The 20136-nt window shown below is 70.7% G+C and carries 20 protein-coding genes; 8 read left to right on the top strand and 12 right to left on the bottom strand.

All coding sequences use genetic code 11. The annotated features are described in order from the left end of the window. Positions 1 to 48: 48 nt before the first annotated feature. From ACIPSA_RS09695 to ACIPSA_RS09680, 4 genes are all read left to right on the top strand, one after another. A complete protein-coding gene (locus tag ACIPSA_RS09695) occupies positions 49 to 288 on the top strand; it encodes an SCO4848 family membrane protein (RefSeq protein ID WP_402631057.1) in 240 nt (79 codons plus the stop codon). Between the two features lie 16 nt (positions 289 to 304). Next, on the top strand, positions 305 to 1678 hold the full coding sequence (locus ACIPSA_RS09690; RefSeq protein ID WP_402631054.1) for a metallophosphoesterase: 1374 nt from the start codon (positions 305 to 307) through the stop codon (positions 1676 to 1678). Between the two features lie 177 nt (positions 1679 to 1855). Beyond that, positions 1856 to 3412: an ABC transporter substrate-binding protein gene (locus ACIPSA_RS09685; RefSeq protein ID WP_402631051.1), complete on the top strand. Its 1557-nt coding sequence runs from the start codon at positions 1856 to 1858 to the stop codon at positions 3410 to 3412. A 96-nt stretch (positions 3413 to 3508) separates the two neighbouring features. Further along, the gene (locus ACIPSA_RS09680; RefSeq protein WP_402631048.1) at positions 3509 to 3940 is read left to right on the top strand and encodes an ATP-binding protein; all 432 of its coding nucleotides are present in this window, start codon (positions 3509 to 3511) and stop codon (positions 3938 to 3940) included. Between the two features lie 21 nt (positions 3941 to 3961). Here ACIPSA_RS09680 and ACIPSA_RS09675 read toward each other — a convergent pair whose 3' ends face one another. Together ACIPSA_RS09675 and ACIPSA_RS09670 are read right to left on the bottom strand one after the other, a co-directional pair. Beyond that, positions 3962 to 5416: a sensor histidine kinase gene (locus tag ACIPSA_RS09675; protein ID WP_402631045.1), complete on the bottom strand. Its 1455-nt coding sequence runs from the start codon at positions 5414 to 5416 to the stop codon at positions 3962 to 3964. Further along, on the bottom strand, positions 5413 to 6099 hold the full coding sequence (locus tag ACIPSA_RS09670; protein ID WP_402631042.1) for a response regulator transcription factor: 687 nt from the start codon (positions 6097 to 6099) through the stop codon (positions 5413 to 5415). Before ACIPSA_RS09670 ends, ACIPSA_RS09675 begins: the two co-directional genes overlap by 4 nt. 178 nt (positions 6100 to 6277) lie before the next feature. Between ACIPSA_RS09670 and ACIPSA_RS09665 the strand changes: the two genes are divergently transcribed. Beyond that, on the top strand, positions 6278 to 8686 hold the full coding sequence (locus tag ACIPSA_RS09665; protein WP_402631737.1) for an MMPL family transporter: 2409 nt from the start codon (positions 6278 to 6280) through the stop codon (positions 8684 to 8686). 128 nt (positions 8687 to 8814) lie between these two features. Here the strand turns inward: ACIPSA_RS09665 and ACIPSA_RS09660 are convergent, their stop codons facing one another. The 10 genes from ACIPSA_RS09660 to ACIPSA_RS09615 form a co-directional block, all read right to left on the bottom strand. Continuing rightward, positions 8815 to 9558, bottom strand: a complete 744-nt coding sequence (locus ACIPSA_RS09660) for a TetR family transcriptional regulator (RefSeq protein WP_402631039.1) — start codon at positions 9556 to 9558, stop codon at positions 8815 to 8817. A gap of 9 nt (positions 9559 to 9567) precedes the next feature. After that, a complete protein-coding gene (locus tag ACIPSA_RS09655) occupies positions 9568 to 10026 on the bottom strand; it encodes a thiol-disulfide oxidoreductase DCC family protein (protein WP_402631734.1) in 459 nt (152 codons plus the stop codon). Positions 10027 to 10058: 32 nt separating this feature from the next. Beyond that, positions 10059 to 10466, bottom strand: a complete 408-nt coding sequence (locus tag ACIPSA_RS09650) for a hypothetical protein (protein ID WP_402631037.1) — start codon at positions 10464 to 10466, stop codon at positions 10059 to 10061. 114 nt (positions 10467 to 10580) lie between these two features. Next, positions 10581 to 10991, bottom strand: a complete 411-nt coding sequence (locus ACIPSA_RS09645) for a VOC family protein (RefSeq protein ID WP_402631034.1) — start codon at positions 10989 to 10991, stop codon at positions 10581 to 10583. A gap of 93 nt (positions 10992 to 11084) precedes the next feature. Next, positions 11085 to 12452 (bottom strand): FG-GAP and VCBS repeat-containing protein, encoded by a 1368-nt coding sequence (locus tag ACIPSA_RS09640; protein ID WP_402631031.1) that lies wholly within the window; start codon positions 12450 to 12452, stop codon positions 11085 to 11087. A gap of 119 nt (positions 12453 to 12571) precedes the next feature. Then, the gene (locus tag ACIPSA_RS09635) at positions 12572 to 13333 is read right to left on the bottom strand and encodes a succinate dehydrogenase iron-sulfur subunit (RefSeq protein ID WP_402631029.1); all 762 of its coding nucleotides are present in this window, start codon (positions 13331 to 13333) and stop codon (positions 12572 to 12574) included. Next, positions 13333 to 15087, bottom strand: a complete 1755-nt coding sequence (gene sdhA, locus ACIPSA_RS09630; protein ID WP_402631027.1) for a succinate dehydrogenase flavoprotein subunit — start codon at positions 15085 to 15087, stop codon at positions 13333 to 13335. Before sdhA ends, ACIPSA_RS09635 begins: the two co-directional genes overlap by 1 nt. Before the next feature lie 19 nt (positions 15088 to 15106). Further along, positions 15107 to 15589, bottom strand: a complete 483-nt coding sequence (locus tag ACIPSA_RS09625; RefSeq protein WP_402631024.1) for a succinate dehydrogenase hydrophobic membrane anchor subunit — start codon at positions 15587 to 15589, stop codon at positions 15107 to 15109. Positions 15590 to 15594: 5 nt separating this feature from the next. Then, the gene (gene sdhC, locus ACIPSA_RS09620; RefSeq protein WP_043406142.1) at positions 15595 to 15975 is read right to left on the bottom strand and encodes a succinate dehydrogenase, cytochrome b556 subunit; all 381 of its coding nucleotides are present in this window, start codon (positions 15973 to 15975) and stop codon (positions 15595 to 15597) included. Between the two features lie 192 nt (positions 15976 to 16167). Then, positions 16168 to 16803, bottom strand: coding sequence for a 2-oxo-4-hydroxy-4-carboxy-5-ureidoimidazoline decarboxylase (locus ACIPSA_RS09615; RefSeq protein ID WP_402631020.1), 636 nt, complete (start codon positions 16801 to 16803; stop codon positions 16168 to 16170). Positions 16804 to 17011: 208 nt separating this feature from the next. Between ACIPSA_RS09615 and ACIPSA_RS09610 the strand changes: the two genes are divergently transcribed. The 3 genes from ACIPSA_RS09610 (at position 17012) to ACIPSA_RS09600 (ending at position 20136) form a co-directional block, all read left to right on the top strand. Beyond that, positions 17012 to 18616 (top strand): glycoside hydrolase family 20 protein, encoded by a 1605-nt coding sequence (locus ACIPSA_RS09610; RefSeq protein WP_402631017.1) that lies wholly within the window; start codon positions 17012 to 17014, stop codon positions 18614 to 18616. Positions 18617 to 18726: 110 nt separating this feature from the next. Further along, positions 18727 to 19491, top strand: coding sequence for a DUF4328 domain-containing protein (locus ACIPSA_RS09605; RefSeq protein WP_402631014.1), 765 nt, complete (start codon positions 18727 to 18729; stop codon positions 19489 to 19491). A gap of 141 nt (positions 19492 to 19632) precedes the next feature. Next, positions 19633 to 20136 carry a hypothetical protein gene (locus ACIPSA_RS09600; protein WP_402631011.1) on the top strand — a complete coding sequence of 168 codons (504 nt, stop codon included), beginning with the start codon at positions 19633 to 19635 and terminating at the stop codon, positions 20134 to 20136.

Genomic DNA, 20136 nt, shown 5'->3' with positions numbered 1-20136 from the left:
CTCCCACCCCGGGCACGGATCCGGACGGCCGACGGCGATACTGGTCGTATGAAGCTCAGCCGCCCGGTCTCCTGGTTCCTGCTCGCCTTCGGGGTGTGGAGCTGGGTCATCTGGGTCACTTTCATCAAGAATCTAACCAAGGACAGCAGCGGGCTCGCCTTCGACGACGGCCACCCGACGGCCTACTTCTGGGTGCACCTGACGCTGGCGGTCGTTTCCTTCGTATTGGGGACGGTCATCGGGGTCATCGGGTTGCGCGGACTGCGCGCACTGCGCCGGAAGTCATAGCGGGGGATACGGCAGCTTGGTCATCGTCTTCGCCCTGGCCGTCCTGGCCGTCCTGGCCGTCCTGGCCCTCGTGGCCGCGCTGCACTGGTACGTCTGGCGCCGTCTGGTCCGCGACGCGACCCGCGGTCCGGGCCTCGCCCGCCGCGTGGGCACGGGTGTCTTCGTCGCGGGCCCCACGCTGATGATCACGGCGCTGGTGGCCGAACGCTCCGGCGCCCCCTTCTGGCTCCAGCGCACCCTGGCCTGGCCCGGCTTCCTGTGGATGGCGCTGTCGCTCTACCTCCTGCTGGCGGTGGTGGCGGGAGAGGTCGTACGGCCCCTGCTGCGACGGCTCGTGGAGCGGCGGGCCCCCGTACAGTCGCCCGCGGCCGAAGAGCCGGAGCCCGAGACCGCGAGCGTCGTCGCCGTGGCGGCCGAGAGCGCGGCCCCCGGTGACGTCGACGGCCCCTCGGCGACCGCACCCCGGCCCGCAGGGCCCGCCCCCAAGGGCTCCGCCGCCGAAGCCCCCGAAGCCGCCGGGGCTTTCGAAGCCGTTGAAGCTCCCGAAGCCGCCGAAGTCCCCGACCTCACCCGCCGCCTCTTCGTCTCCCGAGTCGTCGCCGGAGCCGCCGCCACCACCGCCGTCGCGACCGTCGGATACGGGACGTACGGCGTTCTGCGGGGACCGGGCGTCAAGCGCGTCACGGTCCCGTTGGCCAGACTTCCGCGGTCCGCGCACGGATTCAGGATCGCCGTCGTCAGCGACATCCACCTGGGCCCGGTCCTCGGCCGGGGTTTCGCGCAGAAGGTCGTCGACACGGTCAACGCGACCCAGCCCGACCTGATCGCGGTCGTCGGTGACCTCGTCGACGGAAGCGTGAAGGACCTCGGCCCGGCGGCCGCCCCACTGGCCCGGCTGAGCGCGCGGCACGGCGCCTACTTCGTCACCGGGAACCACGAGTACTTCTCCGGCGCCGAGCAGTGGGTCGAGGAGGTGCGGCGGCTCGGGCTGCATCCGCTGGAGAACGCCCGTACGGAACTGCCCGCCTTCGACCTCGCGGGAGTCAACGACATCGCGGGGGAGAGCGAGGGCCGGGGCCCGGACTTCGGCAAGGCGCTCGGTGACCGCGACCCCTCACGCGCCGTCGTCCTCCTGGCCCACCAGCCGGTCCAGATCCACGAGGCCGTCAAGCACCACGTGGACCTCCAGCTCTCCGGCCACACCCACGGCGGGCAGCTGTGGCCCGGCAACCTCATCGCGGCCGCCGCGAACCCGACCGTCGCGGGCCTGGACCGCTACGGCGACACGCAGTTGTACGTGTCCCGGGGAGCGGGCGCCTGGGGCCCGCCCACGCGCGTCGGGGCGCCGTCGGACATCACGGTGATCGAGCTGGCCTCGCGCGGCGCCTGACTGTGAATAACCTGTGAAACTCACCGGAAACAGCCGCACGGTAAGTTCTTTCTCATCTCACCCGATTGCTCTTCCCCCCGGCTAAACAGGTGTGATTATGTGATCCGCGCCACGAGGGGAGTGGCGCTTGTGCTGGCCACGGGTAGGGTCAGGGTAGGTCCTGGGGAGGGCACCACCATGCGATCTGTTCGCATGCGGATTCTCGCGACGCTTCTCGTACTGGCGGCCGTGGGAGTGGGCGGCTGGCAGTTATTGCCGTCGCAGGGCGACACGGGTGGGACCATCACGGTCGGCACGACGGACGCCGTCACGTCGCTCGACCCGGCGGGCGCCTACGACGCCGGTTCCTGGGCCATGTTCAGCAACGTCTTCCAGACCCTGCTGACCTTCGACACCGGCGGCGTCGAGCCGGTGCCGGACGCGGCGCGGAGCTGTGGATTCGTGGGCACCGGACTCCAGACGTATCAGTGCCGGCTGCGGTCCGGGCTCACCTTCCCGAGCGGGCGCGCGATGGCCGCCGAGGACGTGAAGTACTCCTTCGACCGGGTCAAGAAGATCAACTCCGGCGTCGGCCCGGCGCCCCTGCTGTCCACGCTCGGCTCGGTGAGCGCCCAGGGCGACACCGTCACCTTCCATCTCACGTCGCCGGACGCCACCTTCCCGTTCAAGGTGGCCACCGGCGCCGGTTCGATCGTCGACCGGACCAAGTACCCGCCGAACGCCCTGCGTCGCGGCACCGAGGTCGACGGCACCGGCCCCTACACGCTGACCGGGTACACCAAGGACAAGCGGGCCGAACTCGCGCCGAACACGCGCTACAAGGGTGACATCAAGAGCACCGGCAGCCCCGTCGAGCTCCGCTACTACACCGACCCGGCCAAGCTGAACGCCGCCTGGAAGGCCAAGGAGGTCAAGGTCGCCACGCGGACGCTGCCGCCCGCCGTCCTGTCCCGCCTCTCGGCGAGCGACCCCGACCAGCGCGTCACGGAGTCCGACAGCTCCGACACCCGCAATCTCTACCTCAACACCCGTGCGAGCTCGCCGCTGCACGACGCGGCCGTCCGCCGGGCCATGGCCTGGATGATCGACCGCGAGCAGCTGGCCGCCACGGTGTACGACGGCACGGTCGACCCGCTGTACTCACTGATCCCGACCGGTATCACCGGCCACACCACGGCGTTCTTCGACGCCTATCCGACGCGGAGCACCGCGAAGGCGAAGGCCCTGCTCACCCAGGCCGGCGTGACGCTCCCGGTCCGCTTCACCTTCGGCTACGGCAAGGGACGCGGCTCGGGCGCCGAGGAGGCCGCCGAGCTGAAGAGGCAGCTGGAGGTCGGCGGCCTGTTCAAGGTGGACGTCCAGGGCTACGAGTGGAGCGACTTCCAGAAGCGCTGGGCCACCGGCAAGCTGGACGCGTACGCGGTCGGCTGGGTCGCCGACTACCCGGACCCGGACACCTTCGGCGCCCCGCTCGTCGGCACCGGCTCCACCATGAGCACCGGCTACAGCAACAAGCTCGTCGACAACCTGATCCTGGACAGCCAGCAGTACGCCGACCGCGGCCTCGCCTCGCAGGACTTCCGCACCCTGCAGGCGGACGTGGCCGCCGACGTGCCGCTGATCCCGCTGTGGCAGCGCAAGGAGTACGTCGTCAGCAGCGAGGACGTCGGCGGCGGCCAGTACCTCGCGGACGGCACCGGTGTGTTCCGGCTGTGGCGGCTGAACTGGATCTGACGCGGTCCCGCGCGCGGGAACATCCGGCCGAGCGGCGCGGGGCAGACATCCGACGCGGCATCCCGTGACGGAGGTGCGGGTGGGTGAGGAGCGGACGTGCTGAGACGCAACGCCTTCCGGCTGCCCCGGCATCCGGCTTCCGTCGGTCTCGCCCGGCGCCGGGTCCGGGACCAGCTGGCCGACTGGGGCCACGGCCCCGGTGAGCCGGCCCTGGAGGACGTGGTCCTGCTGGTGTCCGAGCTGGCCACCAACGCCGTACGCCACGGCCCCTCCCTCAAGTTCTCCGAGCAGGGGCACCCCCGGCCGGAGCGGGAGTTCGAGGTCGCGGTGACCGCCCTCGCGGACGGCTCCTGTCTCATCGAGGTCTCCGACGAGGGCCGGCAGGAACCCCGGATGCGGGCCGTGGGGGACCAGGCGGAGGCCGGCCGCGGGCTGCGCCTCGTGGAGGGCATCGCGGCGGCCTGGGGGGTGTGGAGCCGGGGGCGACACGGCAAGACGGTGTGGGCGCTGGTGACGGCCGGCATCTGAAGCCGTCGGCCCGCACGGGGCTCACAGCCGTGCGGTCACCCGAGCCGGCAGTGTCACCGTCACCGCCAGCCCCTCCCCGGGAGCCGTGCGCACCGCCACCTCGCCGCCGTGCGCCCGTACGACGCCCTGCACGATCGCCAGGCCGAGACCGCTGCCCGCGCCGCCGCCCGCGCGGTAGAACCGGTCGAAGACACGCGACGCGTCCTCCTCGGCCAGCCCCGGACCCTCGTCCGCCACACACAGCCGTACGACCCCGTCCACCCGCTCCACGCCCAGCCGCACCGGCACGTCGGCGGGCGTGTGCGTACGGACGTTGGCCACCAGATTGCCCAGCACCTGCCGCAGCCCCGACTCGTCCGCGCGCACCAGCAGGGAGCCGTCGGCGGCCACGGTGACCGGACGGCCCGGCTGCTGCACCCGCAGGTCGTCGGCCGCGTCCCGGACCAGACGGCTCACGTCGACGTTCCGCAGCCGCAGTTCGGGCCGCTGGTCGAGGCGGGCGAGAGTGAGCAGCTCGTCGACCAGCCGCCCCATCCGGTCCGCCTCGGCGTTCATACGGTCCCAGGCACGCCGGCGCTCGCCCGGCCCGGTCAGCATGCCCTTGTCGTACAGCTGGAGGTAGCCGCGTATCGCCGACAGCGGGGTGCGCAGCTCGTGCGAGGCGTCGGCGACGAAGCGGCGCAGCTGGGCCGCGCTGTGCTCGCGTGTCCGGTACGCCGACTCCACCTGGTGGAGCATGGAGTTGAGGGCGAGCCGCAGCTGCTCGACCTCCTGCGTCGGATGGTGGCTGGAGGGCACGCGCCGGGTGAGGTCCCCCTCGGCTATCGCCGACGAGGTCTCCACCATGTCCTCCAGGGGCCGCAGACGCCTTCGGACGCTGAACATCGTCAGACAGCACAGCAGCGCGAGCAGCAGTGTGCCGACGGCGAGGTCGAGCTTCAGGGCCTTGACCATGCCCTGGTGCAGGGCTTCGGTGGAGGTGGCGAGCAGGACGTAGGGACCGTCGGCGAGCCGGGTCGCGGTCACGCGGTACGCGGCGCCGTGCACCGTCACGTCGTGCGGGTCGGCGTCCGCGGCGAGGGCGCGCGGATCGTCCACCGCGTCCGCGAGGCCGCGCTGGGCGACGGTGGGCTTCATGTCGAAGAGGGTCAGGGCCCGGCCCCGGCCGTCGACCGCGGCGAAGATCGAGTCGGGGGTCGGCCGGCCGTCGGTGCCCGTGGGTGCGACCCGGTCACGGACGACGCCGAGCACGCTCAACTGGTCGACCTCGTTCAGGGTGAGCCCCGAACCGCCCAGCGAGTCGCGCATCTTGACCAGCTCGGAATCCACCTGGCCGATCAGATAGTGCCGCATCCCCATCAGGCTGACCGCGGTCGCCACCACGATGCCGACGGCGAGCAGCGCGACGTTCGTCAGGGTCAGCTTGCCGCCCAGGGAACGGACGCCGTGGTGCCGGCACCACCGCGGGAGACTCATGACAGCCCGTATCCGACACCCCGCCGGGTGGTGATCACCGGCGCTCCCAGGGTGTCCAGCTTGCGCCGCAGATAGCTGATGTAGGTCTCGACGACGGTCGACTCGGACGGGGTGTGCTCGTACTGCCAGACGTGGCGCAGGAGTTGTTCCTTGGGCACTATCCGGCCGCCGTTGCGCACCAGGAAGCGCAGCAGCGCGTACTCGGTGGGGGTCAGCTCGACCGTGCGGCCCGCGCGGTGCACCGAGTACGTCGTCTCGTCCAGCTCCAGGTCGCCGTAGCGCAGCGGCGGCTGCTGCGGGATGACGTCGGCCGGGCGGGTGCGGCGCAGCACGGCGGCGATCCGGGCGACGACCACGTCGATGTCGAAGGGCTTGGTGATGTAGTCGTCGCCGAAGGAGAGGGCGCCGACGATCTCGGCGGGCGAGTCGCGCGCGGTGAGGAAGACCAGGGCCAGGTCGGGCTGTCTGGCGCGCAGTTCGCGGCCGAGGGCTCGGCCGTCCCCGTCCGGCAGCATCACGTCGAGGAGGGCGGCGTCGGGCCGGGTGCGCTCGGCGAGGGTGAGGGCCTCGCGGACGGTGCCCGCGGTCATCACCTCGAAGCGGTGGTAGCGCAGGGCGATGGCGAGGACGTCCGCGATGCTCGGTTCGTCCTCCACGACCAGCACGGTTCCTGGAGCCGTCATGCCTCCAGTATCGGGTCGCCCACTGACAACAGGGGCCGGTCCCAGCTTTGGAGTTCCTTGAGAGTCGAGCCGGTCCCATGTCCACGCGCGCGCGGCGCCCCCGATCCTGTTGCCCAGGACCTGGGGGACCAACCGACCGAACGAATCCGAAGATCAAGGAGTTTTGAACGTGGAGGCATTGGCACGGTGGTGCTATCGGCACCGGCTGGTGGTCCTGTTGCTGTGGGTGGGGGCGCTGTTCGGCCTGGGGTTCTCGGCCTCGACGGCGGGCACGGACTACGCGAACGTCTTCTCCCTGCCGAACACGGACTCCAAGCGCGCGTACGACCTGATGCAGAAGGCGTTCCCGCAGAGCGCGGGCGACACCGACACGGTGGTGTGGAAGACCGGCACGGGCTCGGTGAGGGATCAGGACGTACGGTCCAGGATCCAGCCCGCGCTGGAGAAGATCGCCGGGATGAGGGGCGTCGGCCAGGTCACCAGCCCCTACACGGGCACCCTGGGCGCGGCGCAGATCAGCCGTGACGGACGGATCGCGTACGCCCAGATCACCTTCGCCGACCAGGCGAACGCCGTGCCCAAGGACCTGGTGCAGAAGGTCGTCGACACCGCCCAGGGTGCCGAACGCGACGGCCTCCAGGTGGAGTTGGGCGGCCAGGCGATCCAGCGGGTGCAGGCGCCGCCGACCGGTCTCGCGGAGATGGTCGGCATCGTGGCCGCCGCCGTGGTCCTGTTCCTGGCCTTCGGCTCGCTCTTCGCGATGCTGCTGCCCATAGGCGTGGCCGTCTTCGGAGTGGGCACGGGCCTGTTCTCCACCCAGCTGCTCAGTCACGCCACCGACATCCCGGACCTGGCCCCGCTGCTGGCCACCCTGATCGGCCTCGGCGTCGGCATCGACTACGCGCTGTTCATCGTCACCCGGCACCGCAAGGGCATCCTGCGCGGCGTCGACCCCGAGCAGTCCGCGGTCACCGCCCTCAACACCTCGGGCCGCGCGGTGCTGTTCGCGGGCGGCACGGTGTGCATCGCGCTCGCCGGCATGCTGGTGACGAACCTGCGCTTCCTGGACGGCGTGGTGATCGGCACGTCCCTCACGGTGGTGTTGAGCGTGCTCGCGGCCACCACTCTCCTGCCCGCCCTTCTCGGTTTCCTCGGCCCCCGCGTGCTCAGCCGCCGCCAGCGCCGCCGCCTGGCCGAACAGGGTCCCGAGCAGGAACGGGCGAGCGGCCTCGCGGCCCGCTGGGCGGCGGGCGTCGAGAAGCGCCCCCGTACGATCGCCGCGCTCGCCGTGGTCCTCATGGCCGCGCTCGCCCTGCCGGTGCTGTCGCTGCGGCTCGGCGCGACGGACCAGGGCAACAACCAGGCGTCGACGACCACGAGGAAGGCCTACGACCTGCTCGCGGAGGGCTTCGGCCCCGGCTTCAACGGCCCGCTCCAGGTGGTGACGTCGGGCGGCGACACGACGAAGCTCGTCAAGGGCATAGAGGCGACGTCCGGCGTGGCCCGGGTGGCGCCGCTGCCGCCCGCGCGGGGCGTCACCGTCATCCAGGTGGTCCCGACGACGTCACCCCAGTCGAAGCAGACGGACGAGCTGATCGACACCCTGCGGGACAAGGTGATCCCCGAGGCGGGCGTGCAGGCTCATGTGGGCGGTGTGACGGCGGTCTCGAAGGACTTCTCGGGGGTCACCGGCGACCGCCTCCCGTACTTCATCGCGACGATCATCGGCCTGGGCTTCCTGCTCCTGCTGATCGCCTTCCGCTCCCTGGTCGTGCCGCTGACGGCAGCGGTGATGAACCTGATCGCGGCCGCGGCCTCCTTCGGCGTCCTCGTCGCGATCTTCCAGTGGGGCTGGGGCCTGGACCTGCTCGGCCTCGGCAAGGAGGGCCCGATCAACGCCTTCCTGCCGGTCATCATGCTGTCCCTGCTCTTCGGCCTGTCGATGGACTACCAGGTGTTCCTGGTGAGCCGGATGCACGAGGAGTGGGTCCACACGAAGGACAACGCGCGCGCGGTGCGCGTCGGTCTGGCCGAGACCAGCCGCGTGATCAACTCGGCGGCCCTGATCATGGTCTGTGTGTTCCTGGCGTTCGTCCTCAGCGGCGACTCGGGCGCGGCGACGGCGGGCGTGGGCCTCGCGGTCGCGGTGGCCCTGGACGCCTTCATCCTGCGTACGGCGCTGGTGCCGGCGGCCATGCATCTGCTGGGCGGGGCGAACTGGTGGCTGCCGGGGTGGCTGGAGAAGCGGCTCCCGCACCTGGCGGTGGAGCCGAAGGAGGAGGCCGAGGAAGCCGCTGAGCAGGAGGGCGGCCCCGCCTCGGCGATCCACGGCTACGTCCGCACGGTCGACGGCGACCCCGTCGAGAGCGCCTCGGTGACTCTGCTGTCGAAGGGCGGCCGCCAGCTGGACCGGGTGACCTCACTGGCCGACGGCTCCTACATCGTGTCGGTCCCGGCGCCGGGTTCCTATCTGCTGGCGGTGACGGCGGGGGCGCACGGCTCGAAGGCCCGGCACGTGACGGTGGCGGACGGGCCGGTGGTGTACGACGTGGAGCTGGCGGAGGGCGAGGTGGACGCGGTCAACTAGCCTCGGCCGCCCAGCTTCGAGAAGTGACGCTCCGACCGGGGGCGTGTACGCGGTGATCGGCGTACACGCCCCCGGTGTATTCGGGCCGGTGACAGGTGTCCCGAGCGAGCCGCTTCACCCGAAAGTGATCACTCCGCCCGCCGTCCCTTGCCCGCCGGATCCGGCAGAGCCCTCGTCATCCCGGGCAGGAAGTCCGTGAACAGCTCGTGCACCTCCAGCACCAGCGGCCGCAGCACCCGGAACCGGGCCAGTGCCACGCCCCGCGCGGTGAGCCGGGCCCCGCGGGCGGCCAGCCGGTAGCTGCGCTCGCTGCCCTCCGTGCGGTCGAAGAGCCAGTACAGGACGAGCCCCATCTGGGAGAGCCACATCAGCTCGGGCAGCACCTCCCGCAACTCCTCCGGCACCTTGGTCTTCGCCCCGCGCAGCACCTCCTGGTGGACGCTGATGGCCTCCACGCGCGCGTGCTCCGACTCGGAGGAGAAGGGGCTGAGCGGGCTGTCGGGATCGGCGGCGTTCTTGAAGAACTGCACCGCGAACTCGTGGTACGGCGCCGCGACGTCCAGCCACGCCTTCAGCACGCCCGCGAGCCGTGCCTCCAGATCGGTCTCCCGGGCCAGGACCTCCCGGACCGCCATCCGGTGCTCGGCGGCGATCCGGTCGTAGAAGCCCTGGATCAGGTGCTCCTTGCCCTCGAAGTAGTAGTACGCGTTCCCGACGGAGACCCCGGCCTCCTTGGCGATGGCCCGCATGGTCGTCTTGTCGTACCCCCGCTCCTGGAAGAGCCGCATCGCGGTCTCCAGGATCAGCGCGCGGGTCTGCTCGGACTTGCTCTGGGGGCCGGCTTCTGCGGAGCCGTCGTTCTTCGCGGACACGGAAGGAGCCTAACGACTGGCGCAGGCCCCGCCGTCGCACCCCGGAGGGGCGTAGCTCCAGCCCTGGCTCGGGTCGTAGCACCACCCGTCCTCCCGCCGGTACACCTGCCCGCCCCACTGCGCGCCCCGCCACGCGGCCGCGGCCAGCACCGCGCCCTTGGCGAGCCGGGCGCCGACCGGAGTGCTGAGCCGGTGCGCGAGCGGGCGGTACTCGCGCAGCGCCCACAGGACGACGATCCAGGCGGCGGTGTCCCGGTAGACCTGTCCGGCGTCCCCGACGACGGTGACGTCGTCGAGGGTGGCGCCGTGGTCGAGCCCGGGATACCGCCGCCGGGCCTCCTCCGACCCCGCCGCGACCAGCTCCAGCGGCACCAACTGCCGCTGCTTCACCAGCCAGTCGCGCACGTGGGCGCACAGGGAGCAGTCGGCGTCGTACAGCACGGTGAGCCCGCGGACCGGGACGCCCATGGCGCCCCGGTCCCGGCCGGTCCCCACTGCGCTCACGCCCCGGCGCCCGGCGTGGCCCAGCCCTGCGGCGCGACGGGCGGCACCTGCTCCCGCTCCATGACTCCGCGCCGCCGGAACCGGTTCAGGACGTACACATTGCCCAGGTGCATCACACCGAGCACCAGCAGCACCACGCCCAGCTTGGCCGACAGGGCCTCGAAGATGCCCCGGGTGTCCTCGATGGTCCCGCTCTTGTTCAGGAAGAGCGCGACGAAGCCGAGGTTGACCAGGTAGAAGCCGACCACCAGGAGGTGGTTGACGGCGTCGGCGAGCTTCTCGTTGCCGTGCAGTACGTCGGAGAGGAAGACCCGCCCGTTGTGGCTGAGCGTGCGGGCCACCCAGACGGTCAGCCCGATGCTGACGACCAGGTAGATGACGTAGGCGATGACGGTGCGGTCCATGCCCCACCCCTTCTCGAACGTTCTTGAACGCGTTCAAAACGCTGACAGGGATGACTGTAGACCTGTTTTTGAACGTGTTCAACTCAATGGCGAAGGGGGTGGGGTGATGGGGTCTCAGGGCCGGCGGCCGAGTTCGGGCCGCTTGCTGTAGTCCGTGAACCCGAGGACGTTCCCCCAGGGGTCGGCGATTTCGACGGTCCAGCCGGTGGCCACCGGAAACGGCTCGTCGAACAGGGTGACCCCGGCCCCGGTGAGCGTCTGCGCGGCCACGCGCGCGTCCGGCACCTCCAGCCAGAGACGCGGCGAGGGCCACGGGGGCGGCCGGTGCCCCGACTCCTCCTCGACCCGCAGCAGGATCCCGGGAGTCTCACCCCCGACCTTCAGCAGCGCGATCCCGCCCTCGTCGAACCGGAAGGCGACCGCGAACCCGGCCCGCTCGTAGAACCCGACGGCCTCGGCGAGGTCCCCGACGGGCAGCAGTACGTTGTCGAACCCGAGCAGCTCGTACGACTCTTCGTCTGACATGTCGTCAGATTAGGGGGGAATCCCGACAAGATGCGAGGAGCCCCACCGAAGCGGAATCGGCGGGGCTCCTCGGAGAACAGGCGGACGAGCGGGTTACTGCGGGAAGGCGGCGATCAACGCGGGCTCGGTCGCCCCGTCGGCCGTGATGCCGCTCGCACCCGCCCTGAGCAGCACACCCGTGCTGTAGTAGTCGCTCGACACCAGCAGGTCCGCGTCACCGTCCCGGTCGAAGTCGCGCAGGCGGACGTACCGGCCGAAGTCCCCGTACAGCGTGGGGTTGCCAGGCACGCCCGCGGTGGCGCGGGTGAACCACTGGGAGCCGGTGCCGGTGAGGCCGTACGCGCCGCCCCGCAGGACGTGGACGCCACCCGCCTGCTTGACCGTGCCGACTTTCTCCTCGGGCACGCCGACCGCCAGATCCGGGTAGCCGTCGCGGTTGGTGTCGGCGGCGGAGAGATCGCTGCCGAAGCTGTCGTGCGCCGTGGCGGCGGTGGCCACCCCCGCCGTCGACTGGGTGAGGCGGTACGAGGTGGTCGGGCCGCTGGCGCCGCCGCGCAGGACGACGACCGAGCCCGCGTGCTGGTTGTACGGGGTGTCGCTGACGGCCAGGTCCCCGTAGCCGTTCTTGTCGAAGTCGGCGATGACTCCGGTCGGGCCGTAGTCCGGTGACGATGCGTCGTACGTCGTGAACTTGCCCGGCCTGATGGTGGTCCCGCCGCGCAGGAACCAGGCGGCCTGGGTCATCTTGTCGTTCTTGTAGCCCTGGCCGAGGACGTACAGATCGGTCGCCTTGTCGTTGGTGACCTTTCCGGCGACGAGAGCGGTCGGCTCCAGGGTGCCGGAGTACCCGTGCTTGGTGACCGCGCCCGTCGTACCCGTCTGGGAGAAGCCGCCGCGGTAGATGTAGACGGTGTCGATGCCGTTGGCGACGGCCAGGTCAGCCTTTCCGTCGCCGTTGAAGTCGCCGGTGGCCAGGGCGGTGCCGAACTCGTAGTCGGCGTGTGCCGTGACGGGGATGCGGGTGGCCTTCGCGCCGAGGCCGGCCTTGGCGCCCCACAGGATGGTGACCGCGCCCGCCCCGGCCTTCGTGCCCACCTTCTCGCTGCGGTCCGCGACCGCGAGGTCGGCGTAACCGTCGCGGTTGAAGTCCGCGTTCGCGAGCCCCTCGCCGAACGAGTCGGCGTACCCTCCGGCATCGCCCGCCTTTCCGGGGATGCCGGCGCTGTCCTGGGTGAACTTCTTCGTCACGGTGCCGGGGCCCGTGGCCGTGCCGTAGGTGACGGTGACCTCCCCCGTCCAGCCGACGGCGTAGTCGCGGTAGCCGTCGCCGTTGAAGTCGTCGGCGTACTTGGCGGGGGTCGCCGCGGTGGCCGTCTGGGCAGAGAGGGCCAGCAGCCCGCCGGCCAGCGAGGCGGCCGTGGCCGTCGCGAGCGCCAGGCGGAGCTTCCTGTGCGTGAGCATGTGTCTCCTGTGATCCGAGTACACAGGAGACACCTGACCAGGCATGAGGGTTGTACGGCGAGGGCCCCGCCCCCGGCGGTACCGGAGACGGGGCCCAACTCGCCCTGGGCGAGAGCGGGTCAGAAGCGACGCGTGATCAGCGCCTTCTTCACCTCGGCGATCGCCTTCGTGACCTCGATGCCACGCGGGCACGCGTCCGTGCAGTTGAACGTCGTACGGCAACGCCACACGCCGTCACGGTCGTTCAGGATCTCCAGGCGCTGCTCGCCCGCCTCGTCACGGCTGTCGAAGATGAAGCGGTGCGCGTTCACGATCGCGGCCGGGCCGAAGTACTGGCCGTCGTTCCAGAAGACCGGGCAGGACGACGTGCAGGCGGCGCAGAGGATGCACTTCGTCGTGTCGTCGAAGCGCTCGCGGTCCTCGGCCGACTGGAGGCGTTCGCGCGTGGGCTCGTTCGTGTCCTTCGTGATGAGGAAGGGCATGACGTCCCGGTACGCCTGGAAGAACGGCTCCATGTCCACGACCAGGTCCTTCAGGACCGTGAGGCCCTTGATGGGCTCGACCGTGATCGGCTTCTCGGGGTTGATGTCCTTGATCAGCGTCTTGCAGGCAAGGCGGTTCTTGCCGTTGATCCGCATCGCGTCCGAGCCGCAGATGCCGTGGGCGCAGGAGCGGCGGAAGGTCAGCGTGCCGTCGACGTCCCACTTGATCTTGTGGAGGCCGTCGAGGACGCGCTCCTTCGGGTCGATCTCCAGCTGGAAGTCTTCCCAGGTCGCCTCCGCCGAGACCTCCGGGTTGAAGCGGCGGACCCGGAAGGTGACGGTGATGTAGGGGGACGCGGTGGACTCCGCCTCCACCTTGTCCAGAACGGGGGTTGCCATCAGTACTTACGCTCCATCGGCTGGTAGCGGGTCTGGACGACCGGCTTGTAATCGAGACGGATGGACTCGGCGCCGTCGTCGCCCACCTCGCGGTACGCCATGGTGTGGCGCATGAAGTTGACGTCGTCGCGGTTGGGGTAGTCCTCGCGGTAGTGGCCGCCGCGCGACTCCTTGCGGGCCAGGGCGGAGACCGCCATGACCTCGGCCAGGTCCAGCAGGTTGCCCAGCTCGATGGCCTCCAGCAGGTCCGTGTTGAACCGCTTGCCCTTGTCCTGGATCGACACGTTCTTGTAGCGCTCGCGCAGCTCGGCGATCTTCTCGACGGCCGTCTTGATCGTCTGCTCGGTGCGGAACACCATGACGTTGGCGTCCATGGTCTCCTGCAGCTCACGACGGATCGTGGCCACCCGCTCGTTGCCGGTGGAGTTGCGCAGCCGCTCGATCTGCTCGACGACGAAGGCCTCCGGGTTCTCCGGCAGCTCGACGTAGTCGGCCTTGTGGGAGTACTCGGCGGCGGCGATGCCCGCACGGCGGCCGAAGACGTTGATGTCCAGCAGCGAGTTGGTGCCGAGGCGGTTGGCGCCGTGCACGGACACGCAGGCGACCTCGCCGGCCGCGTACAGACCCGGGACGACGGTGGTGTTGTCCGACAGGACCTCACCCTCGACGTTCGTCGGGATGCCGCCCATCGCGTAGTGCGCGGTCGGCTGGATCGGGATCGGGTCCGTGTAGGGCTCGATGCCGAGGTAGGTGCGCGCGAACTCCGTGATGTCCGGGAGCTTGGCGTCCAGCTGCTCCGGCGGGAGGTGCGTGAGGTCGAGGTAGACGTGGTCGCCCTCGGGACCGCAGCCGCGGCCCTCGCGGATCTCCGTGTAGATGGAGCGGGAGACGACGTCACGGGACGCGAGGTCCTTCATGACCGGCGCGTACTTCTCCATGAAGCGCTCGCCGTCCTTGTTGCGGAGGATGCCGCCCTCACCACGGGCGCCCTCCGTCAGCAGGATGCCCATGCGCCAGATGCCGGTCGGGTGGAACTGGAAGAACTCCATGTCCTCCAGCGGCAGCCCGCGGCGGTAGACGGCGGCCTGGCCGTCACCGGTCAGCGTGTGCGCGTTGGACGTCACCTTGAAGAACTTGCCGGTTCCGCCGGAGGCGTAGATGACGGCCTTCGCCTGGAAGATGTGGATCTCACCGGTGGCCAGCTCGTACGCCACCACACCGGCCGACTTCGTGACGCCGTCGACCTCGGTGATCAGCTGGTCCAGGACGTAGAACTCGTTGAAGAACTCCACGCCCTCCTTGACGCAGTTCTGGTACAGCGTCTGGAGGATCATGTGGCCGGTGCGGTCCGCTGCGTAGCAGGACCGGCGGACCGGGGCCTCGCCGTGGTTGCGGGAGTGACCGCCGAAGCGGCGCTGGTCGATCGTGCCGCCCGGCGTCCGGTTGAACGGCAGGCCCATCTTCTCCAGGTCGAGGACGGCGTCGATGGCCTCCTTCGCCAGGATCTCGGCGGCGTCCTGGTCGACCAGGTAGTCACCGCCCTTGACCGTGTCGAAGGTGTGCCACTCCCAGTTGTCCTCCTCCACGTTGGCCAGCGCGGCGGCCATGCCGCCCTGCGCGGCGCCCGTGTGGGAGCGGGTGGGGTAGAGCTTGGTCAGGACCGCGGTGCGGCTGCGCTTCGTGGACTCGATGGCCGCGCGCATGCCCGCGCCACCGGCGCCGACGATGACGGTGTCGTACTTGTGGATCTTCATGATTCTCGCAGCCCCGTGCCTAGCGGATGTTCGGGTCGAAGGTGAAGATCACCAGCGTGCCCAGCAGGATGGTGAACACCGTGGCGGTGTACAGCAGGCCCTTCAGCCACAGCCGGGTGTTCGCGCGCTCCGCGTAGTCGTTGATGACCGTGCGCAGGCCGTTGGCGCCGTGCAGCATGGCGAGCCACAGCATCAGCAGGTCCCAGACCTGCCAGAAGGGCGACGCCCAGCGGCCGGCCACGAAGGCGAAGCCGATCTTGGAGACGCCGCCGTCCAGCACCAGCTGGATCAGCAGGTGGCCGAGGACCAGGACGACCAGCACGACGCCCGACAGGCGCATGAACAGCCAGGCGGCCATCTCGAAGTTGCCGCGGGTGGACCGCGGGGTCTTCTTGGTGCGCTTGCGCGGAGCCTCGATCAGCGGGGCCGGGTTGTCGACGTCGTAGAGCGCGTCACCCTCGACGGGGCCGATCCCGGAAGCGGTGGTTTCAGTGGTGGACATCGGCGTCAGCTCCCGAAGAGGACACGAGCGGCGTGGCCGAGGACGGGGTAGATCGCGCCGGCCATCAGGACGACCCAGACGCCGACCACGGTCCAGAGCATCTGCTTCTGGTAGCGCGGGCCCTTCGACCAGAAGTCGACGGCGATGACGCGCAGGCCGTTGAGCGCGTGGAAGAGAATGGCGGCCACGAGGCCGTACTCCAGCAGCGCGACGATCGGCGTCTTGTACGTGGCTACGACCTTGTCGTAGTCCTCGGGGGAGACACGGACGAGAGCGGTGTCCAGCACATGAACGAACAGGAAGAAGAAGATGAGGACGCCGGTGACTCGGTGAGCCACCCAGGACCACATTCCTTCCCGGCCGCGGTACAGCGTTCCAGCCGGCACGGAAGAACCCTCCGGGAGCGGGGACTAGGGCCGCGCCGGCTTCGGTTGTCGGTCGGGCCCGGCCGGGTACGGTCCACCGGCCCCCAGCATCGTAGCCAGCCGCTGGCGCTGGGCTCACAGCGGGCCTACCGGTGTGATCAAACTGGCACCGGACGGGCTATTGGCGGGCGGCCGGCGGGGTGGAGCATCCGGTCATTTGCCGGGTGCTGGTCCGTTTGGGCTGGTCGCTCCCCCACTCTCGGCTTCGCTCGGGCGGGGGGACCCCCATCGCGGCGGAGCCGCAGGTCGACACGGCCCCGCGCCTCTCAGGTGGGCGGCCAGCCGTTCCTTCGCCAGGCGCCGGAGTTCCTCGGCGGCGACAACCCGCTCCTCCTCCGGATCGTTTGTCAATCGTGACCGGATTCCCTCGAGGACGCGGTCGAGGGTTTCCTCGGGAGGGGTGTCACCCAGGGAGATGACGAACACGTGGCCGAAGCGGGCCTCGTACGCGGCGTGGGCGGCGCTCAGTGCCGTATGGGCGGCGGAGTACGTGTCATCGGGAAGGTCCGGCAGCGCCTCCCCGGCCAGGGCCTCCGACAGGTCCGCGGGAGCGAGGTCGTACGCCGCCTCGTCCGAAGCGGCCAGCAGGGAGTCCAGGTCGGGGTACGGGCGGTGGTCGGCTATCCGCCGGGCCCAGCGCAGGCTGCGCACGCAGGCGAGCAGGACTATCCGGGCCTCTTCGGCAGGCGCGGTGTTGAAGCCCTCCAGGGGATCGGCGCAGGTGGGAATGCGGGTCTGCTCCGGGAGATACGGGAGACGGTGCGCAGGCAGCGTGGATCCTCGCGTCACATGTGTTTTGGCAGGGGATGCTGTGAAAGGCGTGTCGCCACGTTATCGACAGACGTCACTGTGTGTCCGAAGGATGCCCGAATTTCACTCGGACGGGAGAGTTTCGGAACATGTGGTGGACGCAGCTCCGCCCGCGAAGCCGTAGGTTGGCGGGGTGAGCCAGCACAGGCGCCGGGCGTCGGCGAAACAGGTGAGGCGGAGGCGGACGGTGGTTGCCGCGGCCTTCGTCGGCACGGTCGCCCTCGGAGTGGGGATCGGGGTCTGGGCCTCCACGGACGGGAGCCACGGCGGACAGCCCGCGGGAGCTGCGCGCCTGCCCTCGGGCGGCACGGCGAACGCCTCGACGACGGCCTCGGCCAAGCCCAGTCCGACGCCCACCCGTTCCTACCCGCTGTCCCGGACGCCCCGCACGATCCCCGCCGTCCGCTCCCACACCCCCGCCCGCGGCCCCGGCTGGCGCCCGGTTCACGGAGAGCGCGTGGTGGTGAGCGACGCGGAACTGTCCGACGAGGGCCGGCTCATAGCCGGTGAGCTGGGCCTGTCGTACGCGGGTGAGAAGGACGACGTGCTCCCCGGGGACGTACGACTGGCGCTCAGCGGCGACGAGGGCGCGAACCCGGAGTCGTACAGCATGACCGTGCGCGGCGGCCGGGTGAACATCAGCGGGCCCGCCGACTCGGGCGTGTTCTACGGCACCCGCACCCTCAAACAGGAGGTCCACGGCGGCGGTACGGCCCCGGAGGGTGTCGTGCGCGACCAGCCGGCCAAGCCGCAGCGCGGGTTCATGCTGGACATAGCCCGCAAGCCCTTCACCGCGTCCTGGATAGAGGACCGGGTGCGGGAGCTGGGGGACCTGAAGTTCAACCAGCTCGGGCTCCACTTCTCCGACGACCAGGGCTTCCGGATCGAGTCCACGACCCACCCAGAGGTCGTCTCCAAGGACCATCTGACGAAGGCCCAGGTCAAGCAGATAGTCGACCTCGCGGCGAGCCGGCACATAACCGCCGTGCCCGAGATCGACTCGCCGGGGCACCTGAGCGCCGTCCTCGCCGCCCACCCCGACCTGCAGCTGCGCAACGCGCAGGGCATAGCGACACGCGGTGCCGTCGACATCTCCAAGCCCGGCGCCGCCACCCTCGTCGACGACCTCCTCAACGAGTACGCCGGCCTGTTCCCCGGCTCCTACTGGCACCTCGGCGGCGACGAGTACCGGGCACTGACGGTCGCCGACCCGGCGGCCTCCTATCCGCAGCTGGCCGCCGCCGCCCGGCAGAAGTACGGCTCCGGCGGCACCGTCTCCGACCTCGCCACCGGCTGGCTCGACGACCGCGCCGCCACGGTCCGCGCCCACGACCGGACCGCACGGGCCTGGAACGACGGCTTCTACCGGGGCACGTCCGTCCAGCCCGCCAAGGGCCTCCAGGTCGCCTACTGGACCGGCAAGGAGATCGGCGCCCGGCAGCCGGTGGAGTACCTGAGCGCGGGGCGGAAGGTCCTCAACTACAACGACGAGTTCCTGTACTACGTCCTCGGGGAGCCGCAGACCTTCGTCTATCCCACGGGACAGCGGATCTACGAGCAGTGGAACCCTCGGGTGCTGCGCGGCACCACCGCCGTGCCCGCCCGCTACGACGGGCAGATCCTCGGCGGGTCCTTCGCCGTCTGGTGCGACCTCGCGAACTCCCAGACGCAGAACCAGGTGGCCGCCGGGATCCGGATGCCGCTGCGGGCCACCGTCCAGAAGCTGTGGGATCCGCGCACCCCCGCCCTCTCCTGGGCCGACTTCAAGAAGCTGGCGGACAGGCTGGGCTGACCCGCGATCGGCTGGACGTACGAGGCGCGCGAACCGTATCTTCCGCATGCCGCGCGCCTCAGGGGAGAGCCGTGCCCGGCTCTTTTCACGTCACCCCGGGGGGACCCGCCATGATCTGTGCCCGCTGCCACCACTTCGCCGCCGCGCCCGGCGGCACCCTGTGCGCCCAGTGCGCCGCCGCGCCGCCCGCTCCAGCCCCGCCGTTCGACGGCGCGCCCGGCGCCTGGCTGCGTTCGCCGGTCGGGCTGGGCCGGGCCGCCGCCGCGGTGCTCGGGCTCGTGATCGCCGCCGACCTGTTCGCGATCTGGGCGGACTTCCTCCAGCTCGACGTCACGGCCGACCTCGCGGACGGCGTGTACGGGGCGCCCGTCGCCCGGCGGGCCGAACACGCCCACGACCTCGGCAACCTCGCGGCCCGCGCCCAGCTCACCGCGCTGCTGATCAGCACGGTGGTGTTCCTGTGCTGGTTCTACCGGGTGCGGGTCAACGCCGAGGTGTTCAACCCGTTCGGGCACAGCAAGAAGCGGGGCTGGGCGATCGGCGGCTGGTTCACCCCGGTGGCGAACCTGTGGTTCCCGCGCCGGATCACCCTCGACATCTGGGACGCCAGCACCCCCTGGGGCGCGCGCGGCTCGCACGGGCTGGTCAACGCCTGGTGGACGCTGTGGCTCCTCTCGCTCTTCGCCGACCGGGCCGCCTACGTCGAGTCCCGCCGGGCCCACACCGCGTCGGAGCTGCACGACGCGTTCCGCCAGATGCTGTTCTCGGACGCCGTCGACATCGCGGCCGCGCTGGCCGCCATCGCCGTCGTCCTGCGGCTGACCCGGATGCAGCACCAGAAGGCGCTCGCCGGCCCGGTGCCCGCCGCGGTCTGACGGCCCCGCCGCCCGTCACCGCACCACGGCGCCGCCCATCACCGCACAAGCCGCCGTCCATTACCGCATAAGGCTGCGAACTCCCGTACGACTGTGATGTATTCGGCCCGAGCCGAACCGCATAGCCGTGGGGGGTCGGGCATGGGCTACTGGGGGTATTTCGTCGTGGGCCGCGCCGAGCGGCCGCTCGCCGAGCTGGACGCGATGGCCGGCGCCGAGGGCATGACCCGGCGGTCGGCGGCGCCCGGCGGCTGGCAGGTGTGGGAGTACGCCGGCCCGGAGGGCGACGTCGGGAGCATGAACGCCCTGGCCTCGGAGACCGGCGCGCCCGCGCTCTTCGGATTCGTCATGGACAGCGCCTGTGTGGTCCTGGAGGCGGCGGCACCGGAGAGCGGCGGCTGGACGACATGTCTGGCGCGGGCCGCGATGGCGGGCTACCTGGGTGCCGACAAGGAAGGCCTCACGCTGGAGGACTACTTCCTCGAACCTGGCGACGCCGCCGAACGCGGGGTCGCCTGGGCCGCCGAGGCCGGGCACACCGTCACCCCCGAGGCGCTCGTCGAGGTGCTGACCGCCGACCCCGACCCCTTGGCCGAAAACCTATTCTTCCGTCTCCTCGACCGGCTCGGCGTGGTGCCCCTGTGA

Source organism: Streptomyces sp. NPDC086549 (assembly GCF_044746205.1).
In the GTDB taxonomy this organism is placed as follows: domain Bacteria; phylum Actinomycetota; class Actinomycetes; order Streptomycetales; family Streptomycetaceae; genus Streptomyces.
Note: the sequence above shows the minus strand (reverse complement) of the source record. Positions and strands in the feature narration are given on the sequence as shown.

Excerpts from the sequence above, each read along its gene's own strand:
- ACIPSA_RS09695 (WP_402631057.1), top strand. The coding sequence starts at position 49 with ATGAAGCTCAGCCGCCCGGTCTCCTGGTTCCTGCTCGCCTTCGGGGTG.
- ACIPSA_RS09685 (WP_402631051.1), top strand. The coding sequence starts at position 1,856 with ATGCGATCTGTTCGCATGCGGATTCTCGCGACGCTTCTCGTACTGGCG.
- ACIPSA_RS09675 (WP_402631045.1), bottom strand. The coding sequence starts at position 5,416 with ATGAGTCTCCCGCGGTGGTGCCGGCACCACGGCGTCCGTTCCCTGGGC.
- ACIPSA_RS09670 (WP_402631042.1), bottom strand. The coding sequence starts at position 6,099 with ATGACGGCTCCAGGAACCGTGCTGGTCGTGGAGGACGAACCGAGCATC.
- ACIPSA_RS09655 (WP_402631734.1), bottom strand. The coding sequence starts at position 10,026 with ATGGGCGTCCCGGTCCGCGGGCTCACCGTGCTGTACGACGCCGACTGC.
- ACIPSA_RS09650 (WP_402631037.1), bottom strand. The coding sequence starts at position 10,466 with ATGGACCGCACCGTCATCGCCTACGTCATCTACCTGGTCGTCAGCATC.
- ACIPSA_RS09645 (WP_402631034.1), bottom strand. The coding sequence starts at position 10,991 with ATGTCAGACGAAGAGTCGTACGAGCTGCTCGGGTTCGACAACGTACTG.
- ACIPSA_RS09640 (WP_402631031.1), bottom strand. The coding sequence starts at position 12,452 with ATGCTCACGCACAGGAAGCTCCGCCTGGCGCTCGCGACGGCCACGGCC.
- ACIPSA_RS09635 (WP_402631029.1), bottom strand. The coding sequence starts at position 13,333 with ATGGCAACCCCCGTTCTGGACAAGGTGGAGGCGGAGTCCACCGCGTCC.
- sdhA (WP_402631027.1), bottom strand. The coding sequence starts at position 15,087 with ATGAAGATCCACAAGTACGACACCGTCATCGTCGGCGCCGGTGGCGCG.
- ACIPSA_RS09625 (WP_402631024.1), bottom strand. The coding sequence starts at position 15,589 with ATGTCCACCACTGAAACCACCGCTTCCGGGATCGGCCCCGTCGAGGGT.
- ACIPSA_RS09605 (WP_402631014.1), top strand. The coding sequence starts at position 18,727 with ATGATCTGTGCCCGCTGCCACCACTTCGCCGCCGCGCCCGGCGGCACC.
- ACIPSA_RS09600 (WP_402631011.1), top strand. The coding sequence starts at position 19,633 with ATGGGCTACTGGGGGTATTTCGTCGTGGGCCGCGCCGAGCGGCCGCTC.